12 protein-coding genes and 2 pseudogenes are annotated in these 12,833 nt (G+C 53.1%); 7 read left to right on the plus strand and 7 right to left on the minus strand.

From position 1 onward, the window contains the following. The first annotated feature begins 12 nt into the window (after positions 1-12). The 3 genes from OGY13_RS04620 to OGY13_RS04630 all read left to right on the plus strand — a co-directional run bounded on the left by OGY13_RS04620 (position 13) and on the right by OGY13_RS04630 (position 3,247). Complete coding sequence (locus OGY13_RS04620) at positions 13-1,041, plus strand: sugar phosphate isomerase/epimerase family protein (protein WP_213752850.1); 1,029 nt, start codon at positions 13-15, stop codon at positions 1,039-1,041. Continuing rightward, on the plus strand, positions 1,038-2,189 hold the full coding sequence (locus OGY13_RS04625) for a Gfo/Idh/MocA family protein (protein ID WP_111465954.1): 1,152 nt from the start codon (positions 1,038-1,040) through the stop codon (positions 2,187-2,189). The genes OGY13_RS04620 and OGY13_RS04625 overlap by 4 nt, the downstream gene beginning before the upstream one ends. Positions 2,190-2,266: 77 nt before the next feature. After that, a complete protein-coding gene (locus tag OGY13_RS04630) occupies positions 2,267-3,247 on the plus strand; it encodes a LacI family DNA-binding transcriptional regulator (protein ID WP_003831159.1) in 981 nt (326 codons plus the stop codon). A gap of 3 nt (positions 3,248-3,250) precedes the next feature. Here the strand turns inward: OGY13_RS04630 and OGY13_RS04635 are convergent, their stop codons facing one another. From OGY13_RS04635 to OGY13_RS04650, 4 genes are all read right to left on the minus strand, one after another. Continuing rightward, positions 3,251-4,495, minus strand: a complete 1,245-nt coding sequence (locus OGY13_RS04635; RefSeq protein ID WP_057066482.1) for a mechanosensitive ion channel family protein — start codon at positions 4,493-4,495, stop codon at positions 3,251-3,253. Positions 4,496-4,560: 65 nt separating this feature from the next. Next, the gene (nfsB, locus tag OGY13_RS04640; protein WP_003831162.1) at positions 4,561-5,214 is read right to left on the minus strand and encodes an oxygen-insensitive NAD(P)H nitroreductase; all 654 of its coding nucleotides are present in this window, start codon (positions 5,212-5,214) and stop codon (positions 4,561-4,563) included. A 119-nt stretch (positions 5,215-5,333) separates the two neighbouring features. After that, on the minus strand, positions 5,334-5,702 hold the full coding sequence (locus tag OGY13_RS04645) for an MmcQ/YjbR family DNA-binding protein (RefSeq protein WP_008784040.1): 369 nt from the start codon (positions 5,700-5,702) through the stop codon (positions 5,334-5,336). Beyond that, positions 5,702-6,283, minus strand: a complete 582-nt coding sequence (locus OGY13_RS04650) for a TetR/AcrR family transcriptional regulator (protein WP_071445801.1) — start codon at positions 6,281-6,283, stop codon at positions 5,702-5,704. Before OGY13_RS04650 ends, OGY13_RS04645 begins: the two co-directional genes overlap by 1 nt. A gap of 190 nt (positions 6,284-6,473) precedes the next feature. On the opposite strand from OGY13_RS04650, the gene OGY13_RS04655 reads away from it, so the two are divergent. Then, positions 6,474-7,586 (plus strand): MBL fold metallo-hydrolase, encoded by a 1,113-nt coding sequence (locus OGY13_RS04655; protein WP_008784042.1) that lies wholly within the window; start codon positions 6,474-6,476, stop codon positions 7,584-7,586. Positions 7,587-7,603: 17 nt separating this feature from the next. Further along, positions 7,604-7,945, plus strand: a complete 342-nt coding sequence (locus tag OGY13_RS04660; RefSeq protein WP_003021996.1) for a RamA family antibiotic efflux transcriptional regulator — start codon at positions 7,604-7,606, stop codon at positions 7,943-7,945. A gap of 21 nt (positions 7,946-7,966) precedes the next feature. Here the strand turns inward: OGY13_RS04660 and OGY13_RS04665 are convergent, their stop codons facing one another. Both OGY13_RS04665 and OGY13_RS04670 read right to left on the minus strand, forming a co-directional pair. Continuing rightward, a complete protein-coding gene (locus tag OGY13_RS04665; RefSeq protein WP_008784044.1) occupies positions 7,967-8,215 on the minus strand; it encodes a DUF1158 domain-containing protein in 249 nt (82 codons plus the stop codon). Between the two features lie 67 nt (positions 8,216-8,282). Beyond that, positions 8,283-9,401, minus strand: a complete 1,119-nt coding sequence (locus tag OGY13_RS04670) for a YbdK family carboxylate-amine ligase (protein WP_213752849.1) — start codon at positions 9,399-9,401, stop codon at positions 8,283-8,285. A 142-nt stretch (positions 9,402-9,543) separates the two neighbouring features. On the opposite strand from OGY13_RS04670, the pseudogene OGY13_RS04675 reads away from it, so the two are divergent. Next, positions 9,544-10,233: pseudogene (locus OGY13_RS04675) on the plus strand (GNAT family N-acetyltransferase); the annotation flags it as partial. Positions 10,234-10,527: 294 nt separating this feature from the next. Then, positions 10,528-11,241 (plus strand): annotated as a pseudogene (locus tag OGY13_RS04680) (alpha/beta hydrolase); the annotation flags it as partial. Between the two features lie 51 nt (positions 11,242-11,292). Here OGY13_RS04680 and OGY13_RS04685 read toward each other — a convergent pair. After that, positions 11,293-12,801 (minus strand): FGGY family carbohydrate kinase, encoded by a 1,509-nt coding sequence (locus OGY13_RS04685; protein ID WP_213752847.1) that lies wholly within the window; start codon positions 12,799-12,801, stop codon positions 11,293-11,295. Positions 12,802-12,833: the final 32 nt, after the last annotated feature.

Consider the following 12,833-nt stretch of genomic DNA (forward strand, 5'->3'; position numbering starts at 1 on the left):
TCAGGAGGGGTTATGAAAACCATCAAGGGGCCTGGCATTTTTCTGGCGCAATTTATCGGGGAGCATCCTCCATTTAACACCCTGGAAGGCATGGCAAAATGGGCGGCGGAGCTGGGCTATAAGGCATTACAAATCCCGTGTAATCACAAGTCGCTGTTTGATGTCGAACAAGCTGCTGTAAGTCAGGCCTATTGTGATGATATTCGCGGGATGCTGGCCGGATATGGGGTGGTGATTAGCGAATTATCGACCCATCTTGAAGGTCAACTGGTTGCCGTCCATCCGGCTTACGATGACGCTTTTGACGGATTTGCTCCGCCGTCTGTACGCGCTAATCCGCAGGCCAGACAGGCGTGGGCCATCGAAACCTTACACCAGGCCGCTGCGGCTTCGCAAAGACTGGGGCTGACGGCACATGCCACGTTTTCAGGTTCGCTCGCCTGGCCTTTCTTTTATCCGTGGCCACCGCATAATCGTCAGCGCTTTGAAGAGGCTTTTCTGGAGCTGGCGCGCCGCTGGAGACCGATACTCGATCGCTTTGATCACCATGGGGTGGATGTTTGCTTTGAGATCCATCCAGGCGAAGATCTGCACGATGGCGTGACGTTCGAGCGTTTTCTTGCGCTGGTTGATAATCATCCTCGCTGCAACATTCTCTATGACCCGAGCCATCTGTTATTGCAGCAGATGGATTATCTTGGGTTTATCGATGTCTATCACTCGCGTATTAAAGCGTTCCACGTCAAGGACGCTGAGTACCACGCCAGTAGCCGCAGCGGTGTCTATGGCGGTTATCAGCCGTGGCTCGATCGCGCCGGGCGCTTCCGTTCTTTGGGGGACGGGCAGGTCGATTTCAAAACGATCTTCAGCAAGCTCACACAATATGATTTCCCTGGCTGGGCGGTGCTGGAATGGGAGTGTTGCCTGAAAGACGCGCAAACCGGGGCGCGTGAGGGGAGTGATTTTATACGCCGCCATGTTATTCCGGTTTCTGCTCGTGCATTTGATGATTTCGCCGCTGGCGATGAGGTACGCAAATGATACAGGTTGGCATTATTGGCAGCGGATTTATTGGGCCTGCACATATTGAGGCGTTGCGTCGACTCGGCGGTGTGAACGTGGTGGCGCTCTGTGATAGCTCGCTGGCGGTTGCCCAGGAACGCGCAGATGCTCTTCATATTCCTCATGCGTACGGCAGCGTTGAAGCGCTGCTGGCGCATCCCGGACTGCAGGTAGTGCATAACTGTACACCGAATCATCTGCATGCCGACATCAATCGGCAGATTTTACGCGCGGGTATGCACGTGTTTTCAGAAAAGCCGCTGTGTATGACGCCGGATGAGGCTCGTGAACTGGAAACGCTGGCACAGCAGGCTGGAGTGGTGCACGGCGTGAGCTTTGTCTATCGCCAGTTTGCAATGGTGCAGCAGGCGGCCAGTATGGTCAGAAGCGGCAGCGTGGGTAGTCTGTTTGCCGTACAGGGGAGCTATCTGCAGGACTGGATGCTGCTGGAGACTGACTACAACTGGCGGGTCGATGCCGCACAGGGCGGCGATTCACGGGCGGTAGCGGATATCGGTTCGCACTGGTGCGATACGGTGCAATTCGTGACTGGAAAACGTATTGTCGAGGTGATGGCCGATTTGGCTATCGTCTGGCCGGTACGTAAAGCCAGCATTGCCAGTAACGCTACGTTTGGCCAGCAAACGGCTGATGTGCAATTTGAGGATAAAGCGGTTACGACGGAAGATCGTGGGTCGGTGCTGGTACGTTTTGATGATGGCAGCAAAGGCTGCTTTAGCGTTTCGCAGGTGAGTGCCGGGCGCAAGAATCACCTGAGCTTTGAAATTAACGGTAGCCACTGTTCACTGCACTGGGATCAGGAAACGCCGCAACAGCTTTGGGTCGGGCACCGTCAGCAGGCGAACCAGATCCTGACGGACGACCCTGGATTGATGAATGCTGATGTTGCTGCCAGTGCGCACTTTCCGGGTGGGCATATTGAAGGCTGGCCGGATGCGTTCAAGAATATGATGCAGCAGTTTTATCAGGCGGTGTTGGCAGGCAAAATGCCCGCGACGGCGGAGCGTCGATTTGCGTCTTTTTCTGACGGTGCGGATGTGATGTATATTATTGATGCAATTATAAAAAGCCATCAGCAGCAGCGTTGGATATCAGTACAGCGCTAAACACGCATCCGGTTCGCCAGTCGGCGATTTTATGGTAGCCTCAACGCAAAGCGTAAACCGCAGGATGTGTCGTCGTTATGTCTATTCAAAAAATCGCCCAGCTTGCCGGTGTGTCGGTGGCGACGGTATCGCGTGTACTGAATCACAGTGATACCGTCAAAGCCAAAAATCGTGAGCGCGTGCTACAGGCTATTAAAGAAAGCAATTATCAGCCCAACCTGCTGGCGCGTCAGCTGCGTACGGCACGTAGTTCGATGATTCTGGTGATGGTTTCCAACATCGCCAATCCTTTTTGTGCAGAAGTTGTTAAAGGCATTGAAGAGGAGGCGGAGAAGAATGGCTATCGCATTTTACTGTGTAATTCCGGCTCGGATACAGCCCGCTCAAAATCAGCATTGAAGCTCCTGTCGGGGAAAATCGTCGATGGCATTATCACCATGGATGCATTCTCCAAATTACCGGAACTGACTACGCTGATTGGCGATGCGCCCTGGGTTCAGTGCGCGGAATATGCTGACAAAGGCGCGGTTTCCTGCGTGGGGATTAACGATGTTGACGCCGCACAGTCGGTAATATCTCACCTGGTGGATAAGGGCTACCGACGAATTGCCTTAATCAATCATGACCTGAGTTATAAATATGCTCGTTTGCGCGAACGCGGCTATAAAGCGGCGCTGCATGCTCTGTCGCTTGAATATCAGGCTGTGGAATATGCCAGTGAATTAAGTTCCAGTGCAGGAATTGCGGCGATGAAAACACTACTTGCCGCAGAGGTGAAACCCGACGCGGTGTTTGCCGTATCGGACACGCTTGCCGCTGGTGCGATGCGCGCTATTTTCGATGCCGGATTACAGATCCCGCAGGATATCGCCGTTGTTGGTTTCGACGGTACGGAACTGGCAGAAATGGTTTCTCCACAGCTTTCGACCATTGAGCAGCCCTCACGGGATATAGGCCGCAAAGCGGTAGGATTATTGCTGAATAAAATAGAAAATCCTGACGCGCAGACGGAAAGGGTGATGATGGACTGGCGCTATATTTCACGCGCCAGTACCTGAGCTTTATCGCTGAAACGCGCCAGACAGCGCACGAATATCGTTTCCGGTAGGCGACTGATGAATGCGCAAGCCAAACTCTTCGACTACGGCAAATATATGGTCGAAGATATCAGCCTGAATACTTTCATATTCAAGCCAGACCACCGTATTGGTAAAGGCATAAATTTCGATCGGTAATCCGTGATCGTCCGGCGCAAGCTGGCGCACCATTAACGTCATATCTTTGCGAATACGCGGATGATGACGCAAATACTCGTTCAGATAAGCGCGGAAGGTGCCAATATTGGTCATCCGGCGGTGATTCAATACCGATTCAGGCGCATCTAACTGCTGATTCCACTCGTCAATTTCCTGGTGACGTGCGGTTAAATACGGTTTCAGCAGGTGGGCTTTATGCAGACGCTGGCGCTCATCCTCATCAAGAAAATGGATGCTGGTGGCATCAATGCTGATGCTGCGTTTTATTCTCCGCCCACCGGAAGCCGACATTCCACTCCAGTTTTTAAAAGAGTCTGAGACCAGTGACCAGGTTGGGATAGTGGTGATGGTGTTATCCCAGTTGCGCACTTTCACGGTGGTTAAGCCAATATCGATAACCGCGCCATCTGCACCATATTTCGGCATTTCCAGCCAGTCACCCAACTTCAACATATCGTTGGCTGAAAGTTGTATTCCGGCAACCAGTCCGAGGATTGGATCTTTAAACACCAGCATTAACACGGCGGCCATGGCGCCCAGACCGCTTATCAGTATTGCCGGTGACTGACCAATCAGCAGGGAAATCATCAATATTCCGACGAGAATTGCGCTGATGAGTTTGATGCCCTGGAATATGCCTTTTAGCGGTAATTGCGATGCGGCAGGGAGTTTTTGCGACAGATTGAGAATAACGTCCAGCAGGGAAAACAGGGACAGCAGGGCGTACATCATGATCCACAACTGTGCGCAGGTCACTAATATTTCTGCTGCTTCGCTGCCTTTCTGTAGCCAGAGTGCGGCCTGTATATTGACAATGATACCCTGCAGGGTGAATGCCAGCCGGTGAAATAACTTGTTCTGCGTGATGATTTGTAGCCACAGGCGGGAGCTGGCGCTGGCGCGCTTTTCAAATGCGCGTAATACCACCCAGTGCAAAATAACGTGAACAATAATGGCGGTGATAAAAATAATGCCAAAAATCATCACCAATGAGGTGGTGTGATTTATTTCAATGCCGAGTTCTTCTACCTGAGATATCAATTCCTGCATAACGTCTCCTTAATAAACAGCGGTCTATGATGACCGCTGTGCGGAGCTTATGCAAATGCGGAGGATTAGACTTCCGTCAGCGTCGTTTCCAACGGCAGACGAGATTTCGGCAGCGCGGCGTTGAAATCTTCTACGCTGTGATGACCCACAGGAACCACCACTACGCTGGTGAAACCTTTTTCTTTCAGGCCAAATTCTGCATCCATGACAGCTGAATCAAAGCCTTCGATCGGCACAGCATCCAGGCCCATCGCCGCAACGCCCAGCAGGAAGTTACCGACGTTCAGGTACACCTGTTTTGCCATCCAGTGGTTGTCATCTTTCAGTTCTTTGCGATGCATGTCGGCAAAGAAGGTGCGGCCTTTGTGGTTTGCGGCTTTCGCTTCAGGCGTGGCGAAACGACCATCGCTTTCTTCTTGATCCACCACGCGTTCCAGCCACGCATCGTCCATCGCCGTTTTGGCGCAGAACACCACGACGTGGGAAGCATCCAGCATTTTACGTTCGTTGAATACAAAGCCGCCGGCTGCGGATTTAGCCACACGCGCCTTACCTTCGTCAGTGCTGGCGACAATAAAGTGCCATGGCTGAGAGTTGGTGCTGGACGGGCTAAACTGCAGCAGCGTTTTTAATTTTTCGGCCTGCTCAGCGGTCAGTTTTTTATTCGGATCGAATGCCTTAGTGGAGTAACGTTTTAAGGCGACAGAAACAATATCCATAACTACTCCTGGTGATTTTCCATACCCTGCGGGTGCGTTTTGTTTCAGCAGGGTACAGGGTTAGCAGGAAAAAGATAAGACAGGAAAATGCAAAAACACTTATCGGGGTTAGCGATAAATCAACCTGGACGCAGGCGTTTTTGATCCCGCTTCGGCAAGCCGTCGACGACGCGGTGCCAGGAATCATTCACCAGCTCTGCCAGTAATGACTCGGTAATATCGTCACCAGGATAGACCGAGATCCAGTGCTTTTTATTCATGTGATAGCCGGGCTTAATGCTGGGGTAGATCTGCTGGTTTAACAGTGATTTTTGCGGATCGGATTTCAGGTTAATAAGCGGCCGTCCGCGAAGCTCCGTGACCAGCATAAAAATTTTACCGCCAACCTTGAAGACATCGTATTCCGGGCCGAAAGGCCAGCAGTGTTCGGTAAAAGGTAGTTCGAGCGCAAGGCGTTTCGCACAGGCAGGAAGGGTCTGGCCGTCCATTATTGTTCCTCGCGGGTCAGGGCGCGCCACATGGCTTCAAACCCCATCGAAATATATTCATTTGCGCGGGCAGCGTCGCGGGCGGCGAACTCCATGGTGGTTTCTGCCAGAGAAAGGAATAGCCCGTCGCCAAAGGCGCGATATTCGTCAGACATAAACTCGGGTCGTACGGAACGATGACAAAGATCGCGCAGTTCTGGGAACATATCGTCAGCCTGTTGTTCGGTTTCCTTGCTTATTTTCTCGCTGACGGCCAACTGACGAATCGTGCGATGCCCGCAGGTGTGGTTCAGGCCCCAGCTAATGTAGCTGTTCCAGATGTAGTGAGTCATGGTTTTGGCATCGGTCACTGAACGATCCAGGTTTGCCATCATCGACTGACAAAGGTCTTGCTTCAAAAAGAGGTAAAGCTCGTTGATCAAATCATCTTTGGTCGCGAAATAGCGAAACAACGTTCCCTCCGCAACCCCTGCATTACGGGCTATCACGGCGGTCGAAGCCGCAACACCTGATTGTGCAAATGCTGTGGTTGCAGCTTCCAGTAATGCCAGTTTTTTGTCTTCACTCTTCGGACGAGCCACTACACTTTACCCTTAAGTCTGTAAAAAACATGATTGAATCACGGCGTTTGCTGCGCCGCAACGGCGAATGTCAAAGATTGAAAATCATCTTGACGGAGAACTTTCGATTTCTATAATGAGTGCTTACTCACTCATAATCAAGAGTCAGTCGCGCAAACCAGCGGAAAGGGGGCGCGTTTAAGGTCAGGATATGAAGCGTCTCACAGTTTGTGTGGTTGTTATTATGCTTATTGCTGCAGCTGCAAGTTTACCGTTTGTACTCAATGCCGGGTTTGGTCAGGCGCCGCAAGGGGCACAACTGAGTCAGGTTGAACAGTCACCGCACTATCGTGATGGACAGTTTCATAACCAGGTGCCGACACCGGGCTATACCGGCAACAAAGGCATGCTGGCGGCCTGGTGGGAGTTTCTGGTCGCTAAGCGTGAAAATGCACGACCAGCACAACCGTTACCTATGGTCGCGACCGATCTCGCCGGGCTTTCGCCGCAGCAGGATACCCTGGTCTGGCTGGGCCATTCTTCGTGGTATTTACAGCTGGCGGGTCAACGTATCCTGATTGATCCGGTTTTCAGCAATTATGCCGCACCGTTTTCGTTCCTGAACAAGGCCTTTGCCGGTGATTATCCGTGGACCGCACAGACGATGCCGGAGATAGACCTGCTCATCATCTCGCACGATCACTATGACCATCTGGATCTCGCCACTATCAAGGCGCTAATGCCGAAAATTAAGCGGGTGATTACGCCGCTTGGCGTCGGGTCGCATCTGCGTTACTGGGGGATGCGCAGCGAGATAATCGAAGAACGGGACTGGAATCAGTCCGTCAGAGTGACGGATTCGCTGATCGTTCATGTGCTGCCCGCCCGTCATTTCTCGGGGCGCGGTATCAAACGCAACCAAACGCTATGGGCGAGCTTCATGTTCGAAACGCCGGAGCAGAACGTTTATTACAGCGGCGATTCCGGCTATGGACCGCATTTTAAAGCCATCGGCGAGCAGTTTGGCTCTGTCGATTTGGCGATTATGGAGAACGGTCAGTATGACCAGGACTGGAAGTTTATTCACATGATGCCGGAAGAGACGGCGCAGGCTGCGGCAGATCTGCATGCGAAAGCCGTGTTGCCAGGGCATGCCGGCCGTTTCGTTCTGGCGAAACATACCTGGGATGATCCTTACAAACGACTGGCGCTTGCCAGCCGTCATCAGGATTACCGACTGCTGACGCCAATGCTGGGTGAACCGGTAATACTGTCCGAACCGGACCAACCGTTTACGGCCTGGTGGCAACAGGTGACTCAATGAATACAGGGGAGAGCATGATGACGATTTCTGCTCAGGTAATTGATACGATTGTTGAATGGATTGATGATAATTTGAATCAACCATTGCGCATTGATGATATTGCACGCCATGCGGGATATTCCAAATGGCACCTGCAGCGTCTTTTTATGCAGTATAAAGGCGAAAGTCTTGGGCGTTACATCCGCGAGCGCAAGCTGCTGTTGGCGGCGCGCGATCTACGCGATACCGACCAGAAAGTGTACGACATCTGTTTGAAATACGGATTCGATTCGCAGCAGACCTTTACGCGTATTTTCACCCGTACGTTCAGCCAGCCGCCGGGAGCTTATCGCAAAGAAAATCATAGCCGAACGCATTAACAGCAGAGGGTTCTCGCGGGCCTAATCCGCCAGCGAGAACCAGCGCCGCCAGATGAAGCGCAGCACCAAATATTCAATCACGCCCAGCAGTAAAAACCACAGGCAAAACAGCAAAGTATAAAACTGATTGAGATCCATCAGATGAAAAATGGCGACGAGTTTTTGCGCCAGCACCAGGCCAAGCGAGGGGGCGGGTAGCAGCAGGCAAGACAAAAAAGCCAGTAGCAGGATCCCTGCGACAGTCATCAGTGATTCAAGCGGGTGTTTCATGACATTGTTAAACTTGAGTTAAAAAGCTATTGTCCGGGATCTCAGCGGGTAACGCAAATACCCACGCTTACAACCCCGCCCAAATCTCACAATGTTTTTTCACCAGGCCACTCAGTGACCCGCCTTCGGCGACAAAGTCACGCATGTTTTGTGCTTCATCATGACCATTTTTAACCTGCAGATGTATAGCTTCAATCGCGCTGGTTGCGCCTACTTTATCTGCAGAGGTAGCGATATTCTCCAGTAGTCGCAATGTGTCTTCTGACAGGCGGCAGCCGTCGCCGGTATTCACGTCGGTGACGATTCCCGCCATACCAAAACGGCAGGCCTGGAAACGGTTAAATTTATACAGCAGATAATCGCGCTCCTGGTGTTTGAACGGGCGTTTGGTGAGTAACCAGTGGGCAGTAGCTTGAATAAGTCCTGCCATATTGACCGCATGCTCAAGGGTCAGCGGCGTATCCATTACCCGAACCTCTACCGTGCCAAAGTGCGGGCTGGGGCGGATATCCCAGTGTAAATCTTTAATGCTATCAATCATGCTGGTGTAAGCCAGTCGACGGAATAACCCCTCAAATTCCTGCCAGTTATTCACCCATGGCATCGGGCCATTATCGGGAAATCCGGAGAAAATATTTAGCCGTGCGCAGGCAAACCGCGTGTCAGACGTCTGCATATAAGGTGAGGTGGCCGAGAGCGCAATAAAATGGGGAACAAATCGCGACAGGCCGTGTAGCAGGTAAATGGCATCATCGCCGTTTGCGCAGCCGATATGCACATGCTGGCCGAATACCGTCGCCTGCTGGATAAGATAGCCAAAATTTTCCAGGTTGCGCCGATAGCGTTCGTCATCGCAGACTTCCTGACGTTGCCATTTTTGAAATGGATGTGTGCCACCTCCACAAATGGCGAGGTGATGCTCTGCAGCAACTCGCATAATTATCTGCTGCATAGCGGACAATTCAGCATCAGCCTGGTCGATATCTCGGCAAACTCCGGTCGCCATCTCCAGCATACTTTCGGTGATATCGTGCTTCACTTCTCCGGCGGTGAGCTGTGGTTTTACGGCATCAATCAGCCGGGAAGAATCCTGGCTCAGGTCGTAGCCTGGCGGATTGACCACCTGCATTTCCAGTTCAATGCCTAACGTAAAAGGGTCGGAAACATGAAAATCAGGTAGTGGCATAAGGCTCTCTTCCGCGTTGATTTTTAATCAGTATAGAAGGACTGCTGATTTTCTGTTCGTCGTCAAAATCACCCTTGCGACGCTTTGAAGGCGTAATGGCCAGTGTTATAACTATTTTTTACTTCGCTACTGGGGTTGAATCGTGCCGGAAATAAATCTTTATGGGCAAACCGTCGGCGATGTCGTGCCGGACTGGAATGGCGCTGCCGTACTGCCACGGGAAACGCTGATAGGGCAATATTGTCGACTGGTTCCCCTGGATGCCGGCAGCCATGCCGCCGATCTGTTTGATGCCTACGCGCAGGCGCCGGACGATCGCGACTGGACCTGGCTTGCAAGCTCTCGCCCCACAAGCGTCGAGGCCGCAGCTTGCTGGGTGCAGGGGAAAGTTACTGATGCATCTCTGGTTCCCTATGCCGTCATTGAACAGCGTTCAGGACGAGCTGTCGGACTGGTGTGCTTTATGGCGATTGAACGAGAGCACGGTTCGGTCGAAATTGGTCATGTGACCTGGTCACCGCGTATGAAAAATACGGTTCTCGGCACCGAAAGCATCTGGCTGCTGTTACGCCAGGCATTTGCGTTGGGCTATCGTCGCGTGGAGTGGAAATGCGATTCTCTGAACACCGCTTCTCGACGGGCAGCGGAACGCCTTGGGTTTATCTTCGAAGGTCGCTTTCGCCAGAAGATTGTGCGCAAGGGGCGTAATCGCGACAGCGACTGGTTATCAATGATTGATAGCGAATGGCCCCAGTGTGACGCCGTGTTACAGCGCTGGTTGGCCGCAGAGAACTTTGATGAAAACGGCCGACAACGCCAGTCGATGGCAGAGTGCTTTTCCTGTGAGACTGCCAACGCTGAGACTGTGCAGATGCAACAGCAAGGTTATCAACAGCGCTGGCAACAGGAACACGGCTCGCTGACGCAAACACCGCCCGCGCTTCTGGCTGATTTACTCGCCGCACAACCTCGCAATCCCAACCTTTGCTACGACACGCTCAGCTCAAGAGCAGGGTTAGCAGCACTGACAAAAGCAAATGTGTCCACCTCAGAACCGATGGCGGCGATTATCAATACGGAAGTGGATACCGGAGAGCGTCGCATCCCGGTACGGATTTATCGCCCGGCACTGACCGGAGAGCCGAAGGTGGTGCTGTTTATCCATGGTGGTGGGCATCTGAGCGGTTCGGTGGACGTGTATGACCCGGTTGCCCGTCATCTGGCGATGGCGACAGGGAATATCGTTGTGTCGGTTGATTATCGACTTGCGCCAGAAAACCCGTATCCGGCTGGTCTTTCCGATGCTAAAGCCGTAATAGAAAACGTCTGGTCGCTGCTCGAAAGTCAGCATATTCCTTACACTCGCCAACTCACGCTTATCGGCGACAGCGGTGGCGGCGCATTTAGCACGACGCTGGCGGCCTACTTTTCCCGCGAGCAGCTAGGATTTATTCATCGCCTGGTGCTGATTTATCCGAGCCTGGACTACACGCTGAACTGGCCATCGGTGCAGGAGAACGGTACCGGAAAACTACTGGATGAAAGCAAAATACGCTGGTATTTTCAGCAATATTTCCGCAATGGAGAAGATCGTAAACAGACGTCTCCGCTTTACCTGCCGTTGAGCCAGGATTTTCCACCCACTCTGGTAGTCAGTGGTGGGTTGGATCCTTTACGGGATGAGAATTTTGCTTTTGTCGCCAGACTGCAAGCTGAGAGGATACCCGTACAGCATGTTCACTTTCCTGGGATGACGCATGCTTATCTGATGCTGGAGGATAAAGTCCCGCAGGAAGCAAAAGCCACCTATCTGGCGATTGGTGAGTTTGTTCGCGATTAGCGCCCGCACTCAGTCGTGGCTGCGGGCGGATTTATCATGATTGCTGACTCGCTAAGGTGTTTGCCAGCGCGTACGCTCAACGGCGCTTTGCCACTCGTGCCAGCGTTTTTGCAATCGACCGTGACGCTCTGCGTTTGGCTGAAATGATATGTGGTCGGGCAAAAAATGGCGTAGCTGAGCGGTTTTTGTACCGAGCAGCGCCTTGCGTGCCAGCAGCCCGGCGCCAATGGCTGAAAGCTCGGGAATGTCGCTGCGCATAACCGGGCAACCCAGCAGATCGGACTGGTACTGCATCAGCCAATCATTTTTTGTCGGCCCGCCATCAACCATCAGCGCGCTGAGGCTGAAACCGCTGTGCTGGTGCATCGCTTGCACCACATCGGCAATTTGATAGGTAATAGACTCCAGCGCGGCGCGCACCAGATGCGCGCGTTTCACGCCGCGGCTGAGGCCATGAATTAACCCCCGGGCGCTTTCATCCCACCAGGGTGCGCCCAGCCCGGTAAGTGCCGGAACAAAATAGACGCCCAGCGTCGAGTCGACCGTGGCGGGCAGAGTATTGAGTTCATGTAACAGTTGCTCCTCCGGCAGTTCGCTTAAGCCGGTACTGTCGGCCATCCAGGCCACAGCATCGCCGGTATGGGGAATATTGCCTTCCAGACCATAGACCCGGGTATCGCCATCATGCCAGGCAATAGTTGTTGCCAGCGCATTCACCGCAGACTGCGTTGAAGATACCGGAGCCATCACCGATGAGCCGGTGCCATAGGTCGCTTTAACACAACCTTCAGCACCTAACCCGTGGGCAAAGAGCGCGGCATGAGAATCGCCAATCATAGCCAGAATGGGGATCCCATCGGGGATGGTCGCCAGACCTTTCGTCACGCCAAAATGATGACTGGAAGGGCAAACTTCTGGCAGCGCCTGTTGCGGGATACCAAACAGCGCCAGCATCTCGCTATCCCATTGGCCGCTATGTAGATTGAGCAACTGCGTGCGCGAAGCGTTGGAGGCGTCACAACGAAACGCCGCACCGCCAGTAAGATTCCACAGTAACCAGCTATCGATAGTGCCGAGGCAAATTTCGCCTTGCTGCGCGAGCGCCATGCCGTTGGGGACGGACTCCAGAAGCCAGCGCATTTTAGAGGCGGAAAAGAGCGGGGCGACGGGCAATCCGGTGATGGATTTTATTTTCGCCTCATGACCTTGCTCGCGCAACGCCCGGCAAAAGTCAGCCGTGCGCGAGCATTGCCAGGTAATGGCGGGGCCGAGCGGACGCCCGCTTGCGCGATACCAGCCGATTGCCGTTTCTCGCTGATTACTGATCGCCAGCGCCGCCACCCGCTGCGTACCTACGGCGGCAACTGCTTGCGCCATTACAGCCAGAGAGGCCTCCAGCAGCGCGTCGCCGGACTGTTCAACCCAGCCTTCGCGAGGCGTGTGGATCGCCAGCGCGCGGGAGAACTTCGCGACCACATTTCCCCGACCGTCCAGCGCAACGGCTTTGGCATTGGTGGTGCCTTCATCAAGCGCAATAATAATGTCTTTCGTTGCTGACATCGTTTTCTCCAGCCTCTCTGTTTCCCTGAGTA

The organism is Citrobacter sp. Cpo045 (assembly GCF_030332875.1).
GTDB classification, from domain to species: Bacteria; Pseudomonadota; Gammaproteobacteria; order Enterobacterales; family Enterobacteriaceae; genus Citrobacter; species Citrobacter portucalensis.

Bases quoted from the DNA above. Each gene is read 5' to 3' on its own strand.
- OGY13_RS04635 (WP_057066482.1), bottom strand. From the start codon at position 4,495: ATGCAGGAATTGATATCTCAGGTAGAAGAACTCGGCATTGAAATAAAT.
- OGY13_RS04645 (WP_008784040.1), bottom strand. From the start codon at position 5,702: ATGGACGGCCAGACCCTTCCTGCCTGTGCGAAACGCCTTGCGCTCGAA.
- OGY13_RS04685 (WP_213752847.1), bottom strand. From the start codon at position 12,801: ATGTCAGCAACGAAAGACATTATTATTGCGCTTGATGAAGGCACCACC.
- OGY13_RS04670 (WP_213752849.1), bottom strand. From the start codon at position 9,401: ATGCCACTACCTGATTTTCATGTTTCCGACCCTTTTACGTTAGGCATT.
- OGY13_RS04655 (WP_008784042.1), top strand. From the start codon at position 6,474: ATGAAGCGTCTCACAGTTTGTGTGGTTGTTATTATGCTTATTGCTGCA.
- OGY13_RS04660 (WP_003021996.1), top strand. From the start codon at position 7,604: ATGACGATTTCTGCTCAGGTAATTGATACGATTGTTGAATGGATTGAT.
- OGY13_RS04625 (WP_111465954.1), top strand. From the start codon at position 1,038: ATGATACAGGTTGGCATTATTGGCAGCGGATTTATTGGGCCTGCACAT.
- OGY13_RS04620 (WP_213752850.1), top strand. From the start codon at position 13: ATGAAAACCATCAAGGGGCCTGGCATTTTTCTGGCGCAATTTATCGGG.
- OGY13_RS04630 (WP_003831159.1), top strand. From the start codon at position 2,267: ATGTCTATTCAAAAAATCGCCCAGCTTGCCGGTGTGTCGGTGGCGACG.
- nfsB (WP_003831162.1), bottom strand. From the start codon at position 5,214: ATGGATATTGTTTCTGTCGCCTTAAAACGTTACTCCACTAAGGCATTC.
- OGY13_RS04665 (WP_008784044.1), bottom strand. From the start codon at position 8,215: ATGAAACACCCGCTTGAATCACTGATGACTGTCGCAGGGATCCTGCTA.